Here is an 18651-nt window from a genome sequence, read left to right as displayed (position 1 = left end):
GGGATGCCGGCTCAAGCCGGCTCGTCCGGGATCAGCACGTTCTCCAGCCAGGAAATCTGATCCTTCAGCAGCAGCTTGCGTTTCTTCATCCGCTTGAGCATCAGCTCGTCGGCCTGGATATCCGCCTGCAGGCGGTCGATGGCGTCGTCCAGGTCGCGGTGCTCCTGCCGCAGCTCCACCACGCGGCGCGCCATGCGGGCCAGTTCGGCCGGATCCTGAGTCTGGTTCATGCGCGCAGCATAACGCGCCGGCAGGCCCCCGGCGGCAGGTAAAATGGCGAGGCCATGCACACTTCCCACACCCCCCTGCCGCCGCCCATGCCCGGGGCCCCGCGCCACAAGCACGAAGCCGACAAGCTGGCCAAGCGCCTGCGCCACCAGGTGGGCCGCGCGATCGCCGACTTCGGCATGATCGAGGATGGCGACAAGGTGATGGTGTGCCTGTCCGGCGGCAAGGACAGCTACACGATGCTGGACGTGCTGCTGCAATTGCAGAAAAAAGCGCCGGTCGATTTCAGCATCACCGCGGTGAACCTGGATCAGAAGCAGCCGGGCTTCCCGGAGCACGTGCTGCCGGACTACCTGTCTTCGATCGGGGTGGACTTCCACATCCTCGAGCAGGACACCTACTCGGTGGTCAGCCGGGTGATCCCGGAAGGCAAGACCATGTGCTCGCTGTGCTCGCGGCTGCGCCGCGGCGCGCTGTACACCTACGCCGAGCAGCACGGCTTCACCAAGATCGCGCTGGGCCACCACCGCGACGACCTGGTCAACACCTTCTTCCTCAACCTGTTCTTCCACGCGAAGCTAAGCGGCATGCCGCCCAAGCTGCTCAGCGACGACGGCAAGCACGTGGTGATCCGCCCGCTGGCCTACGTGCGCGAGGACGATATCGAAGCCTACGCCGAGGCGAAGGGCTTCCCGATCATCCCCTGCAACCTGTGCGGCTCGCAGGAGAACCTGCAGCGCAAGCAGGTCAAGAAGATGCTGGCGCAGTGGGAGAAGGAGACGCCCGGCCGCATCGAGACCATGGCGCGCGCGCTGGGCGACATCCGCCCGTCGCAGCTCAGCGACCCGACGCTGTTCGACTTCCTCGCCCTCGGCAAGCGCGGCGACGCGGCGCTGCCCGACGCACATGCGTGGCTGGCCGGCGCGCCGATACAGCACGAACCCATCGCCCTGCCGTCCCGCCCGATCGCCAACCACGACGGGCTGGACATCCTCAAATCCTGATTGGAATCTTGATGTTCTTTCGCAACCTGACCCTGTTCCGCTTCCCCACCTCGCTGGAATTGTCCGACCTCGAACCGCAGCTGGCCGAATGCGCGCTCAAGCCGGTCGGTCCGCTGGAACTCTCCTCGCGCGGCTTCGTCGCGCCGATGGGCCAGCACCACGACGGCTTCCAGCACCTGTGCGACGGCGCGCGCTGGCTCACCGTGGGTGGCGAGGACAAGCTGCTGCCCGGCGCGGTGGTCAACGACCTGCTGCAGAAGAAGCTGGCCGCGATCGAGGAGAAGGAAGGCCGCAAACCCGGCGGCCGCACCCGCAAGCGGCTGAAGGACGAGCTGATCACCGAGCTGCTGCCGCGCGCGTTCGTGCGCCCGGTGCGCAGCGACGCCCTGCTGGACGGCAGCCTGGGCGTGATGGCGGTCGACACCTCCTCGCGCAAGTCGGCCGAGTCGGTGGTGTCGGAAGTGCGCCGCGCGCTGGGCAGCTTCCCGGCGCTGCCGCTGAACGCCGAAGTGGCGCCGCGCGCCATCCTCACCGGCTGGCTGGCCGGCGACGCGCTGCCCGACGGGCTGGCGCTGGGCGACGAGTGCGAGCTGCGCGACCCCACCGACACCGGCGCGATGGTGAAGATCCAGCGCATGGAATTGGTGGGCGATGAAATCAACAAACATCTGGAAGCGGGCAAGCAGTGCACGCGGCTGGCGCTGGTGCTGGACGACCATGTGAGCTTCGTGATCGGCGAAGACCTGATCGTGCGCAAGTTCAAGCTGCTGGACGGCGCGGTGGACCAGATGGAAGCTTCCGACAGCGACGACATCGTGGCCGAATTGCAAGCCCGCTTCGCACTGATGACCGGCGAGTTCAAGCGCCTGTTCGCGGTGCTGGAGAGCGCGTTCAAGCTCAGCAAGGCGGAGTGACGCCGCGCCCCCGCAGCAGCGGGGGAAGCCACCGCTTAGAATCACCCCATGCGCTCGCTGTTCCGCTTGCTCTCCCCCTCGCGCACGGCACCGAAAGCGGCCGCGCCGCTGCGCGAGCACATCGATGTCGAGCTGGAGGATGGCCGCTGCATCGCACTGCTGCGGGTGCGCGATCCGCGCGCGCGGCGGATCAAGCTGTCGGTGGACGAACGCGGCGCGCGACTGACCTTGCCGCTGCGCGCCAGCGCCCTCGACGGCCAACGCTTCCTGCACGAACACCGCCACTGGCTGGCGGCGCAACTGCACACGCAAGCGGTCGCCAATGGCAGCGGCCTGTTGCGCGACATCACCCCGGCGCTGCCCTTGCGCGGTGATGAGTGGCCACTGCGCTGGGCAAGCGGGCGCGCCACCCGGCTGGAACTCGATGCCGGCGGCCTGCGGTTCACGTCGCCCGCCCATGCCGGCGATGCCGCGTTGCGCCGCGCATTGCAGGACTTCTACGAAGCCCAGGGCCGCGCCGACACCGGGCGCTGGCTGCCGAAATACCTGCCTGGCTTGCCGCGCCCGCCACGCCGCATCGTGTTCAAGCGCACCTCGTCGCTGTGGGGCTCGCTGGCCCCCGACGGCACCCTGGCGCTGGACCTGGCATTGCTGCTGGGGCCGCCTGCGGCGTTCGAGTACGTGCTGGTGCACGAGCTCTGCCACCTGCTGCATGCCGACCACTCGGCGCGTTTCTGGAGCGAAGTGGAGGCGCGCTTCCCGGGGTGGCGCGACCAGCGCGGCTTCCTGCGCAGCGAAGGTCGCGTGCTGAAGGGCCGCTTGCGGCACCTGTTGGCCGGTTGACCGCGCCGGGCACGTTGTACGCCTGCAAGACACTTCGGAAAGCTCGCCCATGTTCGCCCACCCCCGCCCCTTGCTCGGCCTTGCCCTGGTCGCCACCCTCATCGCCCTGCCGGCCTGCCAGAAGGCGCGCGACGCAGCCGTGCAGGCCGCAGTGGAAAAAGCCACCGGCGCGAAAGTGGACAAGAACGGCAACGACGTCACCATCAAGACCGAACAGGGCGACCTGCACGTGGCCGCCGCCGCCGACGGCAACGTGGCGCTGCCGGCAGGCTTCCCCGCCGACATCTACCTGCCCGGCAAGCACCGGGTCACCACGGTGATGGACATGGCCGGCATGCAGATGGTCAACCTGAGCAGCCCCGATGCGGTGGCCATGGTTTATGCCGATGCCGACAAGGCGATGCAATCCGGCGGCTGGAAGCGGGAAATGGCGATGCAGTCCGACGATGGCAGCACGCTGATGTTCAGCAAGGACAAGCGCCAGGTGTTCTACCAGCTGGCCAAGGACGACAACGGCGGCACCCAGTTGGCCATCCGCACCGGCAACAAGGAATAAACCGCGCTCAGCCGCGCAGGAAGTCGACCACCGCTGCCGCCACCACCGCCGGTTGCTGCATGTGCAGGTGGTGGCCACCGGGCAGCAGCAGCATCCGGCCCTGCGGCAGCAACGCCACGCGCCGACGGCGCTCGGCATCCGGCAGGTAGGGCTGGGCGGGGTCGGCGAAGACCGCCAGCGTCGGGCATTCCACCGCCGCCAGCACGTCGTCGACCTGCGCGGTGGTCAGGCGCGCGAAGGTGGGCAGCAGCAAGCGCGGGTCGGACCGCCACGCCCAGCCGCCCGCCACCGGCTGCAACCCGCGCTCCACCAGCAGCCGCAGCAGTGTTTCGTCCAGCCCGCTGCCGGGTACGCGGCCGGCGTGCAGACGCGCGCGCACGGCGGTGTCCACGTCGGGAAACACGCGCAGCCGCTTGCCCACGCCCGCACGTTGCGCCGCCACCGCCTCGCGCATGCGGCGCGCGGTGCGCGCCGGCTCTTCGGCCAGCGCGCCCAGCATTTCGATCGCCAGCAGCCGCTCGACCCGCGCCGGGCAGGCGGCGGCCAGCAGGCTGGCGATGCCGGCCCCCATCGAATGCCCGAGCAGCGCAAACGACTCCCACCCCAGGGCATCGGCCACGTCCAGCACCGTCGCCAACGCCCCCGGGAAGCCGTACTCGGCGCCGGCCGGCACATGCGCGCTGTGGCCGTGGCCGGGCAGGTCCAGCGCCACCAGGTCCAGATCGCGCAGGTACGGTGCCATCGGCACGAAGCTGGCGGCGTTGTCCAGCCAGCCATGCAGGGCCAGTACGCGTGGCCCGCTGCCGCCATTGCGCAAAGCGGCCACCCGCCCCTGCGGGAGATCGAAGCCGGTGTCCTGCATCACGCCCATCCGCCCTCGGCCCGTGCCAACGCCGCCAGCACGTCGGCATGCACGGGCGTGGCGTTCAGGCAGGGGATGTAGCGCAGCGCCTGGCCACCCGCCGCACGGAAGGCCTCGGCGTTCTGCAAGGCGATTTCCTCCAGCGTTTCCAGGCAATCCACCGCGAACCCCGGGCAGGCCACGTCCACGCTGCGCACGCCCTCGCGCGCCAGTGCTTCCAGCGTTTGCTGGGTGGAAGGCGCAAGCCAGCGCTCGCGACCGAAACGCGACTGGAACGCCAGCACGATGTCCTTGCGGGGTACGCCCAGCGCCTGCGCAATGGCCACCACGCTGCCCTCGCAGTGCGTCGCATACGGGTCGCCCTGGTCCACCAGCCGCTGCGGGATGCCGTGGAAGGACAGCAGCAGGCGCTCGCCGCGGCCGTGGGTGTCCCAATGCGTGCGGATCGCCGCGGCCACCGCCGCGGCCCAGCCGGCATCGGCGTGGTAGTCGTGCAGCAACTCCACCCGCAGGTCGCCCGCCGCGGCAGCGACCGCATCGGCCACGCTGGCGGTGGTGGTGGTGGAATACTGCGGATACAACGGCAATACCCGCACCTGCCGCACGCCCTCGGCGCGCAGGGCATCGAACACCGATGCCACCGACGGCTCGCCGTAGCGCATCGCGTGCTTCACACGCCAGCCCGGCAGGCGTTCGGCCACCGCACCGGACAGCGCCTCGGTATGCACCGCCAACGGCGACCCGCCTTCCATCCAGATCTGCGCATATTTGTGTGCCACCTTCGGGCTGCGCAGCGGCAGGATCACGAAGTGCAACAACGGACACCACAGCCAGCGGGTCAGCTGCACCACCCGGCGGTCGTGCAGGAACTGCGCAAGGTAACGGCGCACCGCAGCGGCGGTGGGTGCCGCCGGGGTTCCGAGGTTGACCAGCACCAGGGCTGGGGCGGTGTCATTGGGCATCTGCATGCCGATAGGATGGCATGCGTCGCACGGATTGCCGCAACGGCTTAAGATCGATTCATGGCTGCCGCGCCACGATGCGGCATCGCCCCCGCCAATCCGGAGTCCACGATGACCGCCACCCCGCGCCGCCTCGCCCTTGCCCTTGCCGTCCTGCTTGCCGCCGGCGGTGTTGCCGCTGGTGCCCGCGAGGATGTCCGTGCCGACGACGCCGTGCGGGTGGTGCGGCAGATCCAGGCCATCCCCGAGGCGTCCATTCCCGACCGCCTGCTGGATGACGCGCACGCGATCGTGGTGGTGCCCGACACCATCAAGGCCAGCTTCATGTTCGGCGGCCGCCACGGGCTGGGCCTGATGTCGGTGAAGAGTGCCGATGGCACCTGGTCCAACCCGGTGTTCGTGAAACTGTCCGGCGCCAGCTTCGGCTTCCAGGCCGGGGTGCAGTCGGCCGACGTGATCCTGGTGTTCCGCAGCCAGCGCGGGCTGGACAACATCATGAACGGCAAGATCACCCTCGGTGCCGATGCCGGGGTGGCCGCCGGCCCGGTGGGCCGCAATGCCGCCGCCGCCACCGATGGCGCGATGAAGGCCGAAATCTGGTCGTGGTCGCGCGCGCGCGGGCTGTTCGCCGGGGTGGCGCTGGATGGCGCGGTGCTGTCGATCGACAACGGCGCCAACCGCACCGCCTACGGCCAGGACGCCACCCCGCGGATGATCTTCGAAGGCCGCGCCCCGCAAGCGCCTTCGGCCGCCATCACCGCATTCCGCAACAGCCTCGAGGAAGCCACCGCAGCGGCCCGCTACGCCCGCCAGCGCGCCAACCCGAATCCGGCACCCGTCGCCACCCCCGGTGCCAGCACCCCGCAACCGCTGGGCAACGACACCCCCGCCACCACCACGCCACTGCCCCCCACCCGCTGAACCTGCAGGCGGGGGCGGGAACTTCGGGCGGGCGCCGTGTTCCAAGTAGAATCCGCAGTCTCCTCCTTCCTCCACGGACGCAATCATGGGCGGCATCAGCATCTGGCACTGGTTGATCGTGCTCCTCATCGTGCTGCTGGTGTTCGGCACCAAGCGCTTGACCACGGGCGCGCGCGACCTCGGCAAGGCCGTGCATGAGTTCAAGAAAGGCATGAACGGCGACGACGACAAGCCGGCACCGCAACTCGGCAACGAGCAGTCGACGGCGTCCCAGGCACAGCAAGACCACCGCGACGACGTCGCCCGCTGATCCGGGCGGGCACGGCCGATGTTCGATTTCTCACTCGGCGAGATGCTGGTCGTTGCCCTGGTGGCGCTGGTGGTGCTGGGCCCCGAGCGGCTGCCGAAGGCCGCCCGCTTCGCCGGCCTGTGGGCGCGCCGCGCGCGTGCCTACTGGCATTCGATGAAGAACGAGCTGGAGCAGGAACTGGCGCATGAAGAGTTGCAGCGCAGCCTGCACGCAAGCCGGCAGGCGCTGGAGCAGGCGCAGGCGCAACTGCGCGAAGCCACCCAGGCACCGCCCACCACGCCGGCCGTGAAGCACGACGCCGACCAGGCCCGCCACGATGGCTGAAGGTGGCCACAACGACGCCGAGCGCCCGCTGATCGCGCACCTGCTGGAATTGCGCGCGCGGTTGCTGCGCGCGTTCGCCGGACTGGGGCTGGTGCTGGTGGCACTGCTGCCGCTGGCCAACACGCTGTACGGCTACCTTGCACGCCCGTTGCTGGCCAAGCTGCCGGCCGGCGGCACGCTGGTGGCCACGCAGGTGGCCAGCCCGTTCTTCGCGCCGATGAAACTGGCGTTCTTCGTGGCGCTGCTGGTGGCGATGCCGTGGCTGCTCTACCAGCTGTGGGCGTTCGTCGCCCCGGGGCTGTACAAGCGCGAACGACGCCTCGCGCTGCCGCTGCTCAGCTCGGCCCTGCTGCTGTTCTACGCCGGTTGCGCGTTCGCGTATTTCCTGGTGCTGCCGGCAGTGTTCGGTTTCCTGACACGGGTGACGCCGGATGGGGTGGCCATGATGACCGACATCAGCGCCTACCTCGACTTCGTGCTGGTGCTGTTCCTGGCGTTCGGGCTCGCCTTCGAATTGCCGGTGGCACTGGTGATCCTGGCCCTGCTGGGCTGGGTGACCCCGGCACAGCTGCGCGAAGGCCGGGGCTACGCCATCGTCGGCATTTTCATCATCGCCGCCGTGCTGACCCCGCCGGATGTGGTCAGCCAATTGATGCTGGCGATCCCGATGTGCCTGCTGTACGAGGCCGGGATCATCGCCGCAACACTGGTGACGCCCAGGCCGCACCGTGATGACGCCGCCGTCTGAGCTTGCGCCGGCGCGGCTGCTGCCGCGCTATCTGGCGTGGTCGCTGGATGCCGCCTGCCTGCTGCCGCTGCTGTGGCTGCTGGGGGCGGGCCCGCTGCGGCAAGCGCTGGGACAGGCCGATGCGGCGTGGCAGGCCCTGTGCATCGCCATGTTCAAACTGCTCGACAACGCACTGGTGCAAGGGCAGCCCCCCCTGCAGCTGGCAGGGTCGGCCCTGGCGGACCCGCGCCTGCGGGCCGACATCGACCAGCTTGAAAGCGCACTGACGCAGCTGCTGCTGATACCGCCATTGCTCTACGCCGGGCTGGCGTTGCCGTGGACCTGGCTGTTCGAAACCTCGGCCTGGCAGGCCACGCCCGGCAAGCGCGCACTGGGGCTGCGCGTGGTCGACGCCGGGGGCGCGCGCCTGTCATGGCGGCGGGTGCTGCTGCGCTTCCTGGCCAGCGGCCTGTCCTGGCTCACCCTCAACTTCGGTCATGCGATGGCCGGCTGGCCGCCGCACTTGGCGCTGCACGACCACCTCAGCCGCACCCGGGTGCTGGCCACGTCCCCGCCCCGCCCCGTGCCGCGCTGGGCGCGGGCCTGGCTGGCGCTGCAGGCATTGCTGCTGGTGGTGGCCGCCGCATGGCTGTACCACGCCGCGCAAGGGGCGATGCAGGCGGCCATGGCGCAGGCCCTCGGCCCGCTCTGACGGGCCGCCCTCAGGCTTCGAAGACGTGCACCGTCGCCATGCTCGGTGGCACGGCATCGCCGAAGGTATCGCGCCAGGCCAGATGGGTGGCACCCACCACCACTACCAGCACCACGGCGGCGAAGCCCAGCATCACCAGCAGGGCCAGCAGCGCGCCCAGCACCGGATGCAACGCGCCACCCAACATCGCCAGCAGCGTCACCAGCAGGGCCACCACCAGCGTGGCCACCAGCATCGCGCCGATGAACAGCGCACCGGCCAGCAGGTTGGCGGCGACATTGCGCAACAACGCCCGCAGCGCCAGCCGCAACGCATCCAGCACGCCGCATCCGGAAAACAGCATCAACGGGATCGCCAGCAGGATCAGCCCGTAGTTGAAGTAGTTGAACACCATCTGCAACACGAACATCAAGCCCGGATGCTGCGGCTCCGGCAACACCGGGGTGCTGCCCTGCACCATCGCCTGCATGGCCAGCATGTAGTCGCGCCAGTAGCCGCTGCCGGCCGCCGCCATCAGCAGCAAGCCGCCGCCTACCGCCATTCCCACCTGCACCAGCCCCAACCATGCCAGCCGCCGGCCGTGCTCGCCGCGCAAGGGCGCAAACACCGCGCGCGCGCGCACCGGGCGCCCGGCTTCGGCCTCGCGCACCACATGCATCAACCCACCCAGCAGGATCGGGACGAGAAACATCACCAGCAGCGTCATCGGCAAGGCCACCGCCATCAACAGACCGATATCCGGCGTCTTGCCGGCCGCCGCACCGCCCCCCACCAGCGCCGCCAGCACCAGCGCCATCAGCAACGCCGCCATGTACAGGCTGGCGATCAGCAGCAGCGCCGCACCGAACACCGCGCGCGGGTTTTTCGAACCCAGGTCGATGGCCTGCCGAAACCACACCAACCCCTGCATTGCCGGCAACCTGCGGATATCCATGATGCGCCTCGAAAAGTTGCGCACAGGATACCGGAGGATGCGTTCACCGCCGTGCGTGATGCACGAACCGGCGCAGGATTTCACGCGCGTGCGGGGCCGCGCTGACCGCGCGCCCCAGCTGCCGCGGGCAGCGCCCCTCCTGCCGCAGGGCATCGCTGCGGGCATGGATGTAGCCGCGCATGTGGGTGGTGCTGAATTCCGGGTGGAACTGCACGCCCCACGCGGCATCGCCCCAGCGGAAGGCATGACAGGCTTCGTGGGCGTTGTGGGCCAGCACGGTGGCCCCCGCAGGCGGCTGCAGCACGCTTTGCAGATGGGTGGCCTGCGCCGGAAAGCGTGCCGGCAGGCCGGCGAACAACGGGTCGGCCTGCGCATCGGCGTGCAGGTCGACGCAGACCGTCCCCATCTCGCGCCCACCCGGATTGTTGCCGACGCTGCCGCCCAGCGCATGCGCCAGCAATTGGTGGCCATAGCAAATGCCCAGCAGCGGCATTCCGGCATGGGCGGCATCGCGCAGCCAAAGCGCGCTGCGCTCGCTCCAGTCGCGGTGCTCGGTGACCATCGCCGCCGAGCCGGTGATCACCACCCCCGCAAACCCCGCGCGCAGCGGCAGCGCATCGCCACGCTCCACATCCACCACCACCGCCTGGTCGCGCGTCAGCCCGGCGGCCACCCGGATCCAGTGCGCAAAACTGCCATGACGGCGCATCGTCGGCGTGGGCTGGCCTGTTTCAAGGATCAGGAAAGGGGCATGCATGGCGGAACTCACAAGCGTGTCCAGGGCAACGGGAAGCCGGGGCATGCACCCGCCGCCCCGCGGTCGACAGCGTACACCGGCCGGTGGCAGGTGGCTGCGCCGGGCCCGCGACCAATGCACTCACGCTGCCATCAGGGGCTGATGGCAGCGGGGAATGACGCGACAGAATGCCCTTGCCTGAATTGATTCAGGCGGTGCCGGCACTCACCACTCCACTTCCGCCATCGAGCAGTTCAGGCCGGAACCAATACCCAGCAGGGCGACGCGGCTGCCCTTCTTCAGGCGGCCCATCTCGCGCAGCTTGGAGAGCACGATCGGCACCGATGCGGGACCGATGTTGCCGTGTTCACCGAAGATGGTCATGACTTTCTTGGGATCGATGCCCATCGCCTTGGTGAAGGCCGCGGTGTGCACCTTGCTGACCTGGTGGATGACGAATTCGTCCAGTTCGGAGGCCACCCAACCCAGCTTCTGCTTGGCCACGTCGAAGGTCTTGCTGGCCAGCTTCACGCCCTCGATCAGCAGCATGCGGGTGTCGGTGATCATGCCGTCGAGGTTGCCGCGGCACAGCTTGTTCCACTCGGTGGCGGCGCGGGTGACGCCGCCCTTGTAGCGCGGCGCGCCCGGGGCCAGTTCGGCGCGCGCCAGCACCATGGCGGCGGCACCGGAGCCCAGGGTGAGGGTGGCCAGTTCGTTCTTGAAGTCTTCCTCGGTGACATCGGCGCGGGTCATGCGCTCCAGCGTCTTCTCGTAGGCCAGGTCGGCGGTTTCGCCGTCCACCACCAGCGCATATTCGATCTCGCCGCGCTCGATCATGCGGCTGGCGATGTCCATGCCGTTGATGAAAGCCAGGCAGGCGTTGGCGATGTCGAAGTTCTGGCAGGTGTCGGGCAGGCCGAGGTTGCCACTGACGATGGACGCGGTGGACGGCTCCAGGTAGTCGCGGCTGACCGAGGTGCTGACCAGCAGGCCCACTTTGTCGGGGTCGATGCCCGCATCGGCCAGGGCCTTCACGCCGGCCAGGGTGGCGGCATCGGAAGCCTGCACGTCGCCATCCCACAGGCGGCGGGCGTGGATGCCGGCGATGTCGCCCAGCACGTCGGTCTTGATGCCGAGGCGGTCCAGCGTGGGCTTCAGCCGGGTGTTGATTTCATCCGAACTCAGGCGCCGCGGGGCGTCGATATGGGCCAGGCCAGCGATGGCAACGCGTTGGAACAGCATGGGACGACACTCGCACGGGCACCAGCAGGGTGCCGGAACCGCACAGGATAACGCTTTCTTTCACCATGCGGTTGCGTATTGATGAAACCCGGTTCAGCGGCAGCGCCACAGCGCCCATCGCTGCCGGCCTTCCAGCGGCGGGGTCAGCGGGCTGATGCCGTTCGCGGCCAGGCCGGGGGCCTCGTTGCGGGCCAGGGTTTCCAGCTCGTCACGCACCTGTACCGGGTTGCGCTGGTACACGCCCACTTTCCAGGTCACCGACACTTCCACTTCCCCGCGCGCCTCGCAGCCGACGGGGGCGCTGGCCAGCACCCGCACCTGTCGGGCCCCGGGGGCCATTTTGACGAACGTGCAGGCGGACAAGGCCAGCAGCGGGACAAGCGTCAGTACGGACAGCAAGCGCATGGGCGGGATCCGCAAAAGGAAACGCACCGGATTGTGGCCCGGTGCGTCTGAATCGTGCAAAAGCGCACTGCTCCACCCCTGCGTGCGGGGGTGGGGGTGCAGAAACGGCTTACTTCTTCACCACCGGCTTGCCGTCGGCGTCGAGCACGGTGACCTCGCCCAGGTTCAATGCCCGCACCGCGGCTTCGGTCTTGGACAGGTCACCCACCACCACCCAGGTCAAGCCCGCCGGGTTGAAGGCCTTGGCGGCGGCATTCACCTGCGCCGGGGTCATCGCCTCGATCTCGGCCTTGCGGCGGAACACGTAGTCGTCCGGGCGGCCATACAAGGCGTTGCTGGCGATGGTGTTCATCACCGAGGCCGCGGTTTCATATGCGCCGGGCAGGGTCAGGGTGAGCACCTTCTCCATGCCGTCCACTTCCTCGGCGGTGGCCGGGCGCTTGCCACTGGCGTACTCGCTGATTTCACGCTGGATCTCGGCCACCGCTTCGCCGGTCTTGTCGATCTGCACCGGCGCGCTGGCCGTCCACAGGCGCGGCCCCACCGCACCCTGCGCGCCACTGCGGGCACCGTAGGACCAGTGCTTGTCCTCGCGCAGGTTCATGTTGAGGCGGGCGGTGAAGTCGCCGCCGATCACCATGTTCGCCATGTCGTACTGCACGGCCTTCGGGTCGGTGCTGGAGGGCAGGGTCTGGGCGGCGAAGATGTTGGCCTGCACGGCACCGGGCTGGTCGATCAGGAACACCCGGGTCTTCGGCTGCACCGGCGCGGCCGGGACCTTGGCGGCGGAAGCGGCCGTGCCGGCCGCCTTCCAGTCGCCGAAGTGCTGCTCCAGCACCGGCAGAATCTCGGTCAGGGTGGTGTCGCCGACCACCACCAGGGTGGCGTCCTGCGGGCGCAGGGCGGTGTCGTGCCAGCGCTGGATGTCGGCACGGGTCAGGCCGGCGATGCTGGCTTCGGTGCCGTTGCCGCTGCGCGGCGCGGCGTACGGATGGCCGGCGCCGAACACCAGCCCCGGCAGCACGCGCTGGACGAGGCCGTTCGGCTGCGCCTTCTCCTGGCGAATGCCGGCCACCCACTGCCCGCGCACGCGCTCGATGTCGGCCTGCTCGAAACGCGGCTTGCGCAGCATGTCGGCGAACAGGCCCACCGAGGCATCGAGGTTCTGCTTCAGTGCCGACAGGTAGGCGCTGCTGCTGTCGAGGCCGGCACTGGCGCCGAGGTTGGCACCCAGCGACTGCGCGCGATCGGCGAAGGCCAGCGCATCCAGATCCCCCGCGCCCTCGTCCAGCAGGCCCATGGTGAAGCTGGCCACGCCCTGCCTGGCCGCCGCCTCCCCGGCGAAGCCGCCACGGAAGTCATAGCTCATCTGCACCACCGGGATGTCATGGCGCTCGGCCAGCACCACCCTGGTGCCATTGCGCAACGTGGCGTGCTGCTGCTGCGGGAAGATCAGGTCCGGGAAGCGCGCGGGCATCGGCACCCCGGCCTTGCGGTCCACGGCGCTGGCGGTGACCTTGTACCGGGCGTCCACCGCCGGGGCATGGAACGGTGCCGGGGTAGCGGCGGGTTCTTCGGCCAGCGCCACCCGCTTGCCCGGGTTCACCACCAGCGTATGGCTGCCCTTGCCGGCCCCCAGCCAGGTGTTGCCGGCGCTGCGCAGCGCCCCCGGGGTGGCCTCGGCCAGGGTCTTCAGGCTGTCGCGGAAGCAGCCGGGATTGCCCAGGTAGACGGCGCATTCGGCCAGTGCATCGGCCTTGCCGCCGAAACCGCCGATGCGCTCCACGCCACGGATCCAGCCGGCTTCGGTGGCGGTACGGGCGCGGTCCAGTTCGTCCTGCGCCGGGCCCTCACGCAACAGGCGCTGCAGTTCCTCGTCGATGGCCGCTTCCACCTTGGCCACGTCCACGCCCTGCTTGACCGCCGCGGTGATCATGAAGGTGCTGCTGAGCTGCGAGCCGTAGGCACCGGCGCTGACGTTGTCCACCAGCTTGTCCTGGTGCACCAGCCGCTTGTCCAGCCGCGAGGACTTGCCACCGCCGAGGATCTGCGCCAGCAGCTGCAGGCGGTCGAGGTCGGCCTGGCCGAATTCGGCCACGTTCCACACCCGGTAGATCCGCGACTGCGGGACGTTGTCGGTCATCTCGCTGCGCGAATTGGCGGTATGCGCCGCCACGTCCACCTTCGGCTGCGCCATGCTCGGGCTGGCCGGGATGTCGCCGAAGTACTGGGCCGCCTTCTCCTTGGCGGTGGCCAGGTCGATGTCGCCGGCGAGCACCAGCACGGCGTTGTTGGGGCCGTACCAGGTGCGGAACCAGGTCTTCACGTCCTCCAGCGAGGCCGCGTTGAGATCGTTCATCGAACCGATGGTGCTGTGGTGGTACGGGTGGCCGGCCGGGTACATGATCTTGCCCAACTCGTCCCACACCTGGCCGTAGGGCTGGTTTTCGCCCTGGCGCTTCTCGTTCTGGACCACGCCACGCTGTTCGTCCAGGGTTTTCTGGTCGATCGCGCCGAGCAGGTGGCCCATGCGGTCGGATTCCATCCACAGCGCGGTGTCCAGCGCGGTGGTCGGCACGTTCTCGAAGTAGTTGGTGCGGTCGGAGTTGGTGGTGCCGTTCTGGTTGGTGGCACCGATGGCCTTGAACGGGGCGAAGAACTCGCCCGGCGCGTTCTCGCTGCCGTTGAACATCAGGTGCTCGAACAGGTGCGCGAAGCCGGTCCGGCCGGCCGGTTCGTCCTTGCTGCCCACGTGGTACCAGATGTTCACCGCCACCACCGGCGCCTTGCGGTCGGTGTGCACCACCACGCGCAGGCCGTTCGGCAGGGTGAAGGTCTCGTAGGGGATGTCGACCGACGGGGCGCTGGCGGCGCGGGCGGCGGGCGCATAGGCACCGGCGGTGATGGCGGAGGCAAGGGCGAGCGCCAGCGCGGCGGGGCGAAGCAGGGACATGGGCAACTCCAGTCAGGGGCTGTCGAACAGGGACAGCGAGCCGCCGATGATAGACGTGGCCGATGGTCGAGGCACTAGGCCGGAAGCCACGGCCCGCGCCCGGCCTACAATGCCGCCATGCTGCACGTCATCCTGCATCGCCCGGAAATCCCCCCCAACACCGGCAACGTGATCCGCCTGTGCGCCAATACCGGCGCGCAGTTGCACCTGGTGCGCCCACTGGGATTCGATCTCGATGACCGCCAGCTCAAGCGCGCCGGGTTGGATTACCACGAATACGCGCGCATGCAGGTGCACGACGACCTGGCGGCGGCGCTGGCAGGCATCGCGGCCGGGCAAGGCCAGCCGCCCCGGGTCTTCGCGCTGTCCACCCGTGGCCTGCTGCGCTACGACCAACCGGCCTACCGCGACGGCGATGCCTTCCTGTTCGGCAGCGAAACCGCCGGTCTGCCGGAGGACGTGCTGGAACGCATCCCCGAAGCGCAGCGCCTGCGCCTGCCGATGCGGCCCGACAACCGCAGCCTCAACCTGTCCAACGCGGTGGCGGTGATGGTGTTCGAGGCCTGGCGGCAGGCCGGTTTCGCCGGTGGCGGCTGAATCGCGCGCCTTTACACCATCGAACCCGAACCATTCCTGTACCGATCAGTGGCGGATTCAGGCTATGTTCTAACAAAAAGCAAACAATTGCGTCACGTCCTGCCGGTCGGCTGGACGGAAAACAACAGACATAGAGGTCTAAACCCCATGAAGCGTTACGCCATTGCCCTTGCCCTGATCGCCGCCCTTCCCTTCGCCGCCTCCGCGGCCGACGGCATCTCCTACAACTATGTGCAGGGCGGCTACGTCGCCACCAACACCAACGGCCCGGACGCCGACGGTTGGGCCCTGGGTGGCTCGGTGGCCGTGCACCAGAACGTGCACCTGTTCGCCGAATACGCCAACCAGAAGATCGATCACACCAGCATCGATTTCGACCAGTGGCGCGTGGGTGCCGGCTACAACCGCGAGCTGAACAAGAGCGTGGACTTCGTCGCCAATGTCGCCTACGAGAAGCTGGATGCCGGCGCCGGCGCCAATGTCGACGGTTACAGCGTGGAAGCCGGCGTGCGCGGCGCGCTGGCCCCGAAGTTCGAAGGTTACGCGCTGCTGGGCTACACCGACGGCAACCACCTGAAGGGTGAGGCCTATGGCCGCCTGGGCGCCACCGTGAAGTTCAACCAGAACTGGGGCCTGAACGCCGACGTGCGCGTGGTCAACGGCGGTGACACCCAGTGGTTCGTGGGCCCGCGCTTCACCTGGTAAGCGACGCACCACCCTGCGACATGAAAACGCCCGGCACTGCCGGGCGTTTTCTTTTGCGCACGGCGCGATCCGCGCAGCTGTGGCGGATCAGGCGAACAGCGACTGCGGGTATTCGGCCTTGCGCTCGCGCGCCATCAGCCGCGCCAGGCCTTCGGCCGGCGTGACCGTGCCGTGCAGCACGTCGCGCACGCCTTCGGCGATCGGCAGTTCGATGCCGTGCGCATTGGCCAGCCGCATCACCTCGTCGGCGGTCTGCAGCGATTCGACCACCTGGCCGATCTCGCGCACCGCGTCGGCGATCGACGCGCCGCGCCCCAGCGCCAGGCCCAGCCGGCGGTTGCGCGACAGGTCGCCGGTGCAGGTCAGCACCAGGTCGCCGAGGCCGGCGAGGCCCATCAGGGTTTCCGGGCGGCCGCCGAGGGCGATGTTGAGGCGCAGCATTTCGTTGAGGCCGCGGGTGATCAGGCCGGCGCGGGCATTCAGCCCCAGCCCCATGCCGTCGGCCACGCCGGTGGCCACCGCCAGCACGTTCTTCATCGCCCCGCCCAGCTCGGCGCCGCGCATGTCGTTGCCGGTATAGGCGCGGAACGCGGGGCCGTGCAGCGCATCGGCGACCTGCTGGCAGAAGCCGGCATCGTCCGAATGCACGGTCAGCGCGGTGGGCAGGCCTTCCGCCACTTCCTTGGCGAACGAGGGCCCGGTGACCACCGCCAGCGGCACGCCGTCGCCCAGCACCTCGCCCGCCACCTCATGCAGGAAGCGGCCGCTGCCGGGCTCGAAGCCCTTGGTGGCCCAGGCCACGCCGGCCTGCGGCGGACGCAGCGGTGCCAGCGCGCGCAGGGTTTCGGCGAACGCGTGCGAGGGCACCACCACCAGCACCAGGTCGGCAACGGCCAGCGCCTCGTGCAGCGAGGTGGTGGCGCGCAGTGCGCCCGGCAGGGCGATGCCGGGCAGGTAGCGCGGATTCTCGCCGCCGCCTTCGATGGCCGCCACGGTGGCGGCATCGCGGCCCCACAGCACCGTGGGGTGGCCGTGGCGGGCAATCAGTGCAGCCAGCGCGGTGCCCCAGGAGCCCGCGCCAAGGACGGCGACATTCGGTTTGGCAGGCGCCGTCATGCGCTTGGGATCACGCGTTGCCGGCGGTTTCGGCGTTGGCCAGCGTGTTGCCGGACTGGCCCATCTGCTCGGCGCGCTGGCGCAGGGTCTCGGCGTACAGGGCATCGAAATTGATCGGCTGCATCGGGAACGGCGGGAAGCCGCCCGAGGTGATCAGCTGGCCGATGATGGCCGCCGCGTAGGGGTACAGGATGTTCGGGCACTGGATGCCCAGCATGGCGTCCAGCATCTGGTCTTCCATGCCGCCCAGGCCGAACACGCCGGCCTGCTCCACTTCCGCCAGGTAGGCGGTCTTGCTGTTCAGGGTGCAGGTCAGGGTGATGCCCAGGCTCACTTCGAACGCATTTTCGGCCAGGCGCTGCACCTTCTGGTTGAGCTTCATCTGCAGGTCCGGCTGGCCCTGTTCGTTGAACACCTGCGGGGCGTTCGGGGCCTCGAAGGACAGATCCTTCACGTACAGCTTTTCAACGGTGAAGGTCGGGCCTTGCGGCTGGTCGGCGGCCGGGGTGGCGCCGTTCAGGGTTTCATCGGACATGGGAACTCCAGAACTGTTCGGGTGCGGCGGAAGATTAGGGAACGGCCCGATTATCGCATCGAACCGGCACAACCCGATCGAGATTGGGGCGCGGGGGGCGCAACACAAGCCCCCGGCGACATCAGCGGCCCTTCACCAGCGGCAGGTCGGCCGCCTGCCAGGCACGGATGCCGCCATCGAGCACCGCCACGTTGCTGAAGCCGGCCTTGCGCAGGCGCCTGGCCGCGCCCTGCGCGGTCTGGCCAGCCTGACAGACCAGCACCACCGGCAGCGCCCTGGCCGGGGCCAGCGCCTTGTTTTCCGGGTCGAACTGGCTCATCTGCACGTTCCTGGCACCGGCGATATGGCCCTTCTCGAAATCGCCGCTGGCGCGCAGGTCCACCACCAGGGCGTTGTCGCGGTTGATCATGGCGGTCAGCAGCGCCGGCCCGACCCGGCGGATGCCACTGAGCAGGCTGACGATTTCGTTGGCCAGCAAGGCCACGGTGAGTGCGCCCAGCAGCAACGACAGGAAGGGGTTGCGGCCAGCGAAAGCGGCCAGTTCGGCAAAGGTCACGGCAGCAGGCCTTCAGGACGGGGCGGCAATTGTAGCCGCAGGCGTCGCCCGGCAGGGCTCATTCGCCCTGCCACAGATCCGGCAAGCCGCTGACCTGCCACCATGCCTTCGCCTGCGGGTCGTACTGCCAGCGCTCGCGGAAGCGCACCGTGCGCTCCACCATGGTGTTGCGGTTGACCACGCCGATCTCGATCTCGCGCTCCACCGTGCCGTCCTCCAGCGCGCGGCTGCCAAGGTCGCGGTAGGTGGACACCTGCACCTGCTTGTAACGTGAGAAATCGATGTCGGACAGCGGATGCGCCTGCCGCTCCTGCGGGGCCACCAGGTTCCAGGCACCTTCGAAATCGCCCCAGCGCACCGCCGCCGACCAGGCGTACTGGGCCTCTTCCAGCCCACGCGTGCGGCCCTTGCCCGCCGCCAGCGCGGTGGCCGACAGCAACAGCAGACACACCAGCAGCAGGATGCGCGGCACTTTCGACATGGGTGGGCACGGCACTGGGGGAACGGCC

General features: G+C 69.1%; 22 protein-coding genes and 1 pseudogene. 11 read left to right on the top strand and 12 right to left on the bottom strand.

Features of this window, described 5'->3' with window-relative positions:
- Positions 1–11: 11 nt before the first annotated feature.
- Positions 12–230 (bottom strand): YdcH family protein, encoded by a 219-nt coding sequence (locus tag ACE3OK_RS05170; RefSeq protein ID WP_374248483.1) that lies wholly within the window; start codon positions 228–230, stop codon positions 12–14.
- Positions 231–284: 54 nt separating this feature from the next.
- Here ACE3OK_RS05170 and ttcA point away from each other — a divergent pair, with 54 nt between their 5' ends.
- Genes ttcA through ACE3OK_RS05150 form a run of 4 tightly spaced genes read left to right on the top strand, consistent with a single transcriptional unit; the run spans position 285 to position 3545 of the window.
- Positions 285–1232, top strand: a complete 948-nt coding sequence (gene ttcA / locus ACE3OK_RS05165; protein ID WP_374248482.1) for a tRNA 2-thiocytidine(32) synthetase TtcA — start codon at positions 285–287, stop codon at positions 1230–1232.
- An 11-nt stretch (positions 1233–1243) separates the two neighbouring features.
- Complete coding sequence (locus ACE3OK_RS05160) at positions 1244–2146, top strand: recombination-associated protein RdgC (RefSeq protein WP_374248481.1); 903 nt, start codon at positions 1244–1246, stop codon at positions 2144–2146.
- A gap of 48 nt (positions 2147–2194) precedes the next feature.
- Positions 2195–2989 (top strand): M48 family metallopeptidase, encoded by a 795-nt coding sequence (locus tag ACE3OK_RS05155; RefSeq protein WP_374248480.1) that lies wholly within the window; start codon positions 2195–2197, stop codon positions 2987–2989.
- Positions 2990–3038: 49 nt separating this feature from the next.
- The gene (locus ACE3OK_RS05150; RefSeq protein ID WP_374248479.1) at positions 3039–3545 is read left to right on the top strand and encodes a hypothetical protein; all 507 of its coding nucleotides are present in this window, start codon (positions 3039–3041) and stop codon (positions 3543–3545) included.
- A gap of 7 nt (positions 3546–3552) precedes the next feature.
- Here ACE3OK_RS05150 and ACE3OK_RS05145 read toward each other — a convergent pair whose 3' ends face one another.
- Both ACE3OK_RS05145 and hemH read right to left on the bottom strand, forming a co-directional pair.
- Positions 3553–4407 (bottom strand): alpha/beta fold hydrolase, encoded by an 855-nt coding sequence (locus ACE3OK_RS05145; protein ID WP_374248478.1) that lies wholly within the window; start codon positions 4405–4407, stop codon positions 3553–3555.
- Entirely contained in the window at positions 4407–5375 is a 969-nt protein-coding gene (gene hemH / locus ACE3OK_RS05140) for a ferrochelatase (RefSeq protein ID WP_374248477.1), read from the bottom strand. Before hemH ends, ACE3OK_RS05145 begins: the two co-directional genes overlap by 1 nt.
- 105 nt (positions 5376–5480) lie before the next feature.
- On the opposite strand from hemH, the pseudogene ACE3OK_RS05135 reads away from it, so the two are divergent.
- The 5 genes and pseudogenes from ACE3OK_RS05135 to ACE3OK_RS05115 all read left to right on the top strand — a co-directional run.
- Positions 5481–6284: pseudogene (locus ACE3OK_RS05135) on the top strand (lipid-binding SYLF domain-containing protein); the annotation flags it as partial.
- A 91-nt stretch (positions 6285–6375) separates the two neighbouring features.
- Positions 6376–6600: a Sec-independent protein translocase subunit TatA gene (gene tatA, locus ACE3OK_RS05130; RefSeq protein ID WP_374248476.1), complete on the top strand. Its 225-nt coding sequence runs from the start codon at positions 6376–6378 to the stop codon at positions 6598–6600.
- Between the two features lie 18 nt (positions 6601–6618).
- Positions 6619–6924 (top strand): Sec-independent protein translocase protein TatB, encoded by a 306-nt coding sequence (gene tatB / locus ACE3OK_RS05125; protein WP_374248475.1) that lies wholly within the window; start codon positions 6619–6621, stop codon positions 6922–6924.
- On the top strand, positions 6917–7672 hold the full coding sequence (gene tatC / locus ACE3OK_RS05120) for a twin-arginine translocase subunit TatC (RefSeq protein WP_374248474.1): 756 nt from the start codon (positions 6917–6919) through the stop codon (positions 7670–7672). Before tatB ends, tatC begins: the two co-directional genes overlap by 8 nt.
- Positions 7656–8363: an RDD family protein gene (locus tag ACE3OK_RS05115; RefSeq protein WP_374248473.1), complete on the top strand. Its 708-nt coding sequence runs from the start codon at positions 7656–7658 to the stop codon at positions 8361–8363. Before tatC ends, ACE3OK_RS05115 begins: the two co-directional genes overlap by 17 nt.
- Before the next feature lie 10 nt (positions 8364–8373).
- Here the strand turns inward: ACE3OK_RS05115 and ACE3OK_RS05110 are convergent, their stop codons facing one another.
- The 5 genes from ACE3OK_RS05110 to ACE3OK_RS05090 form a co-directional block, all read right to left on the bottom strand.
- Positions 8374–9297, bottom strand: coding sequence for a hypothetical protein (locus ACE3OK_RS05110; RefSeq protein WP_374248472.1), 924 nt, complete (start codon positions 9295–9297; stop codon positions 8374–8376).
- Positions 9298–9340: 43 nt separating this feature from the next.
- Positions 9341–10054 (bottom strand): glutamine amidotransferase, encoded by a 714-nt coding sequence (locus ACE3OK_RS05105; RefSeq protein ID WP_374248471.1) that lies wholly within the window; start codon positions 10052–10054, stop codon positions 9341–9343.
- A 204-nt stretch (positions 10055–10258) separates the two neighbouring features.
- On the bottom strand, positions 10259–11275 hold the full coding sequence (locus tag ACE3OK_RS05100; RefSeq protein ID WP_374248470.1) for a 3-oxoacyl-ACP synthase III: 1017 nt from the start codon (positions 11273–11275) through the stop codon (positions 10259–10261).
- Between the two features lie 93 nt (positions 11276–11368).
- Positions 11369–11680, bottom strand: a complete 312-nt coding sequence (locus ACE3OK_RS05095) for a DUF4156 domain-containing protein (protein WP_374248469.1) — start codon at positions 11678–11680, stop codon at positions 11369–11371.
- Positions 11681–11789: 109 nt separating this feature from the next.
- A complete protein-coding gene (locus ACE3OK_RS05090) occupies positions 11790–14633 on the bottom strand; it encodes a M16 family metallopeptidase (RefSeq protein WP_374248468.1) in 2844 nt (947 codons plus the stop codon).
- A 117-nt stretch (positions 14634–14750) separates the two neighbouring features.
- Here ACE3OK_RS05090 and ACE3OK_RS05085 point away from each other — a divergent pair, with 117 nt between their 5' ends.
- On the top strand, positions 14751–15230 hold the full coding sequence (locus ACE3OK_RS05085) for a tRNA (cytidine(34)-2'-O)-methyltransferase (protein WP_374248467.1): 480 nt from the start codon (positions 14751–14753) through the stop codon (positions 15228–15230).
- 147 nt (positions 15231–15377) lie between these two features.
- Complete coding sequence (locus ACE3OK_RS05080; RefSeq protein ID WP_374248466.1) at positions 15378–15935, top strand: Ax21 family protein; 558 nt, start codon at positions 15378–15380, stop codon at positions 15933–15935.
- An 87-nt stretch (positions 15936–16022) separates the two neighbouring features.
- Here the strand turns inward: ACE3OK_RS05080 and ACE3OK_RS05075 are convergent, their stop codons facing one another.
- The 4 genes from ACE3OK_RS05075 to ACE3OK_RS05060 all read right to left on the bottom strand — a co-directional run bounded on the left by ACE3OK_RS05075 (position 16023) and on the right by ACE3OK_RS05060 (position 18623).
- The gene (locus ACE3OK_RS05075) at positions 16023–17051 is read right to left on the bottom strand and encodes an NAD(P)H-dependent glycerol-3-phosphate dehydrogenase (RefSeq protein WP_374248465.1); all 1029 of its coding nucleotides are present in this window, start codon (positions 17049–17051) and stop codon (positions 16023–16025) included.
- 10 nt (positions 17052–17061) lie between these two features.
- Positions 17062–17586 carry a protein-export chaperone SecB gene (gene secB / locus ACE3OK_RS05070; protein WP_374248464.1) on the bottom strand — a complete coding sequence of 175 codons (525 nt, stop codon included), beginning with the start codon at positions 17584–17586 and terminating at the stop codon, positions 17062–17064.
- A 121-nt stretch (positions 17587–17707) separates the two neighbouring features.
- Complete coding sequence (locus ACE3OK_RS05065; RefSeq protein WP_374248463.1) at positions 17708–18142, bottom strand: rhodanese-like domain-containing protein; 435 nt, start codon at positions 18140–18142, stop codon at positions 17708–17710.
- A 58-nt stretch (positions 18143–18200) separates the two neighbouring features.
- Positions 18201–18623 (bottom strand): hypothetical protein, encoded by a 423-nt coding sequence (locus tag ACE3OK_RS05060; protein WP_374248462.1) that lies wholly within the window; start codon positions 18621–18623, stop codon positions 18201–18203.
- Between the last annotated feature and the right edge of the window lie 28 nt (positions 18624–18651).

Source organism: Thermomonas sp., from assembly GCF_041905325.1.
Taxonomy (GTDB): domain Bacteria; phylum Pseudomonadota; class Gammaproteobacteria; order Xanthomonadales; family Xanthomonadaceae; genus Thermomonas.
Note: the sequence above shows the minus strand (reverse complement) of the source record. Positions and strands in the feature narration are given on the sequence as shown.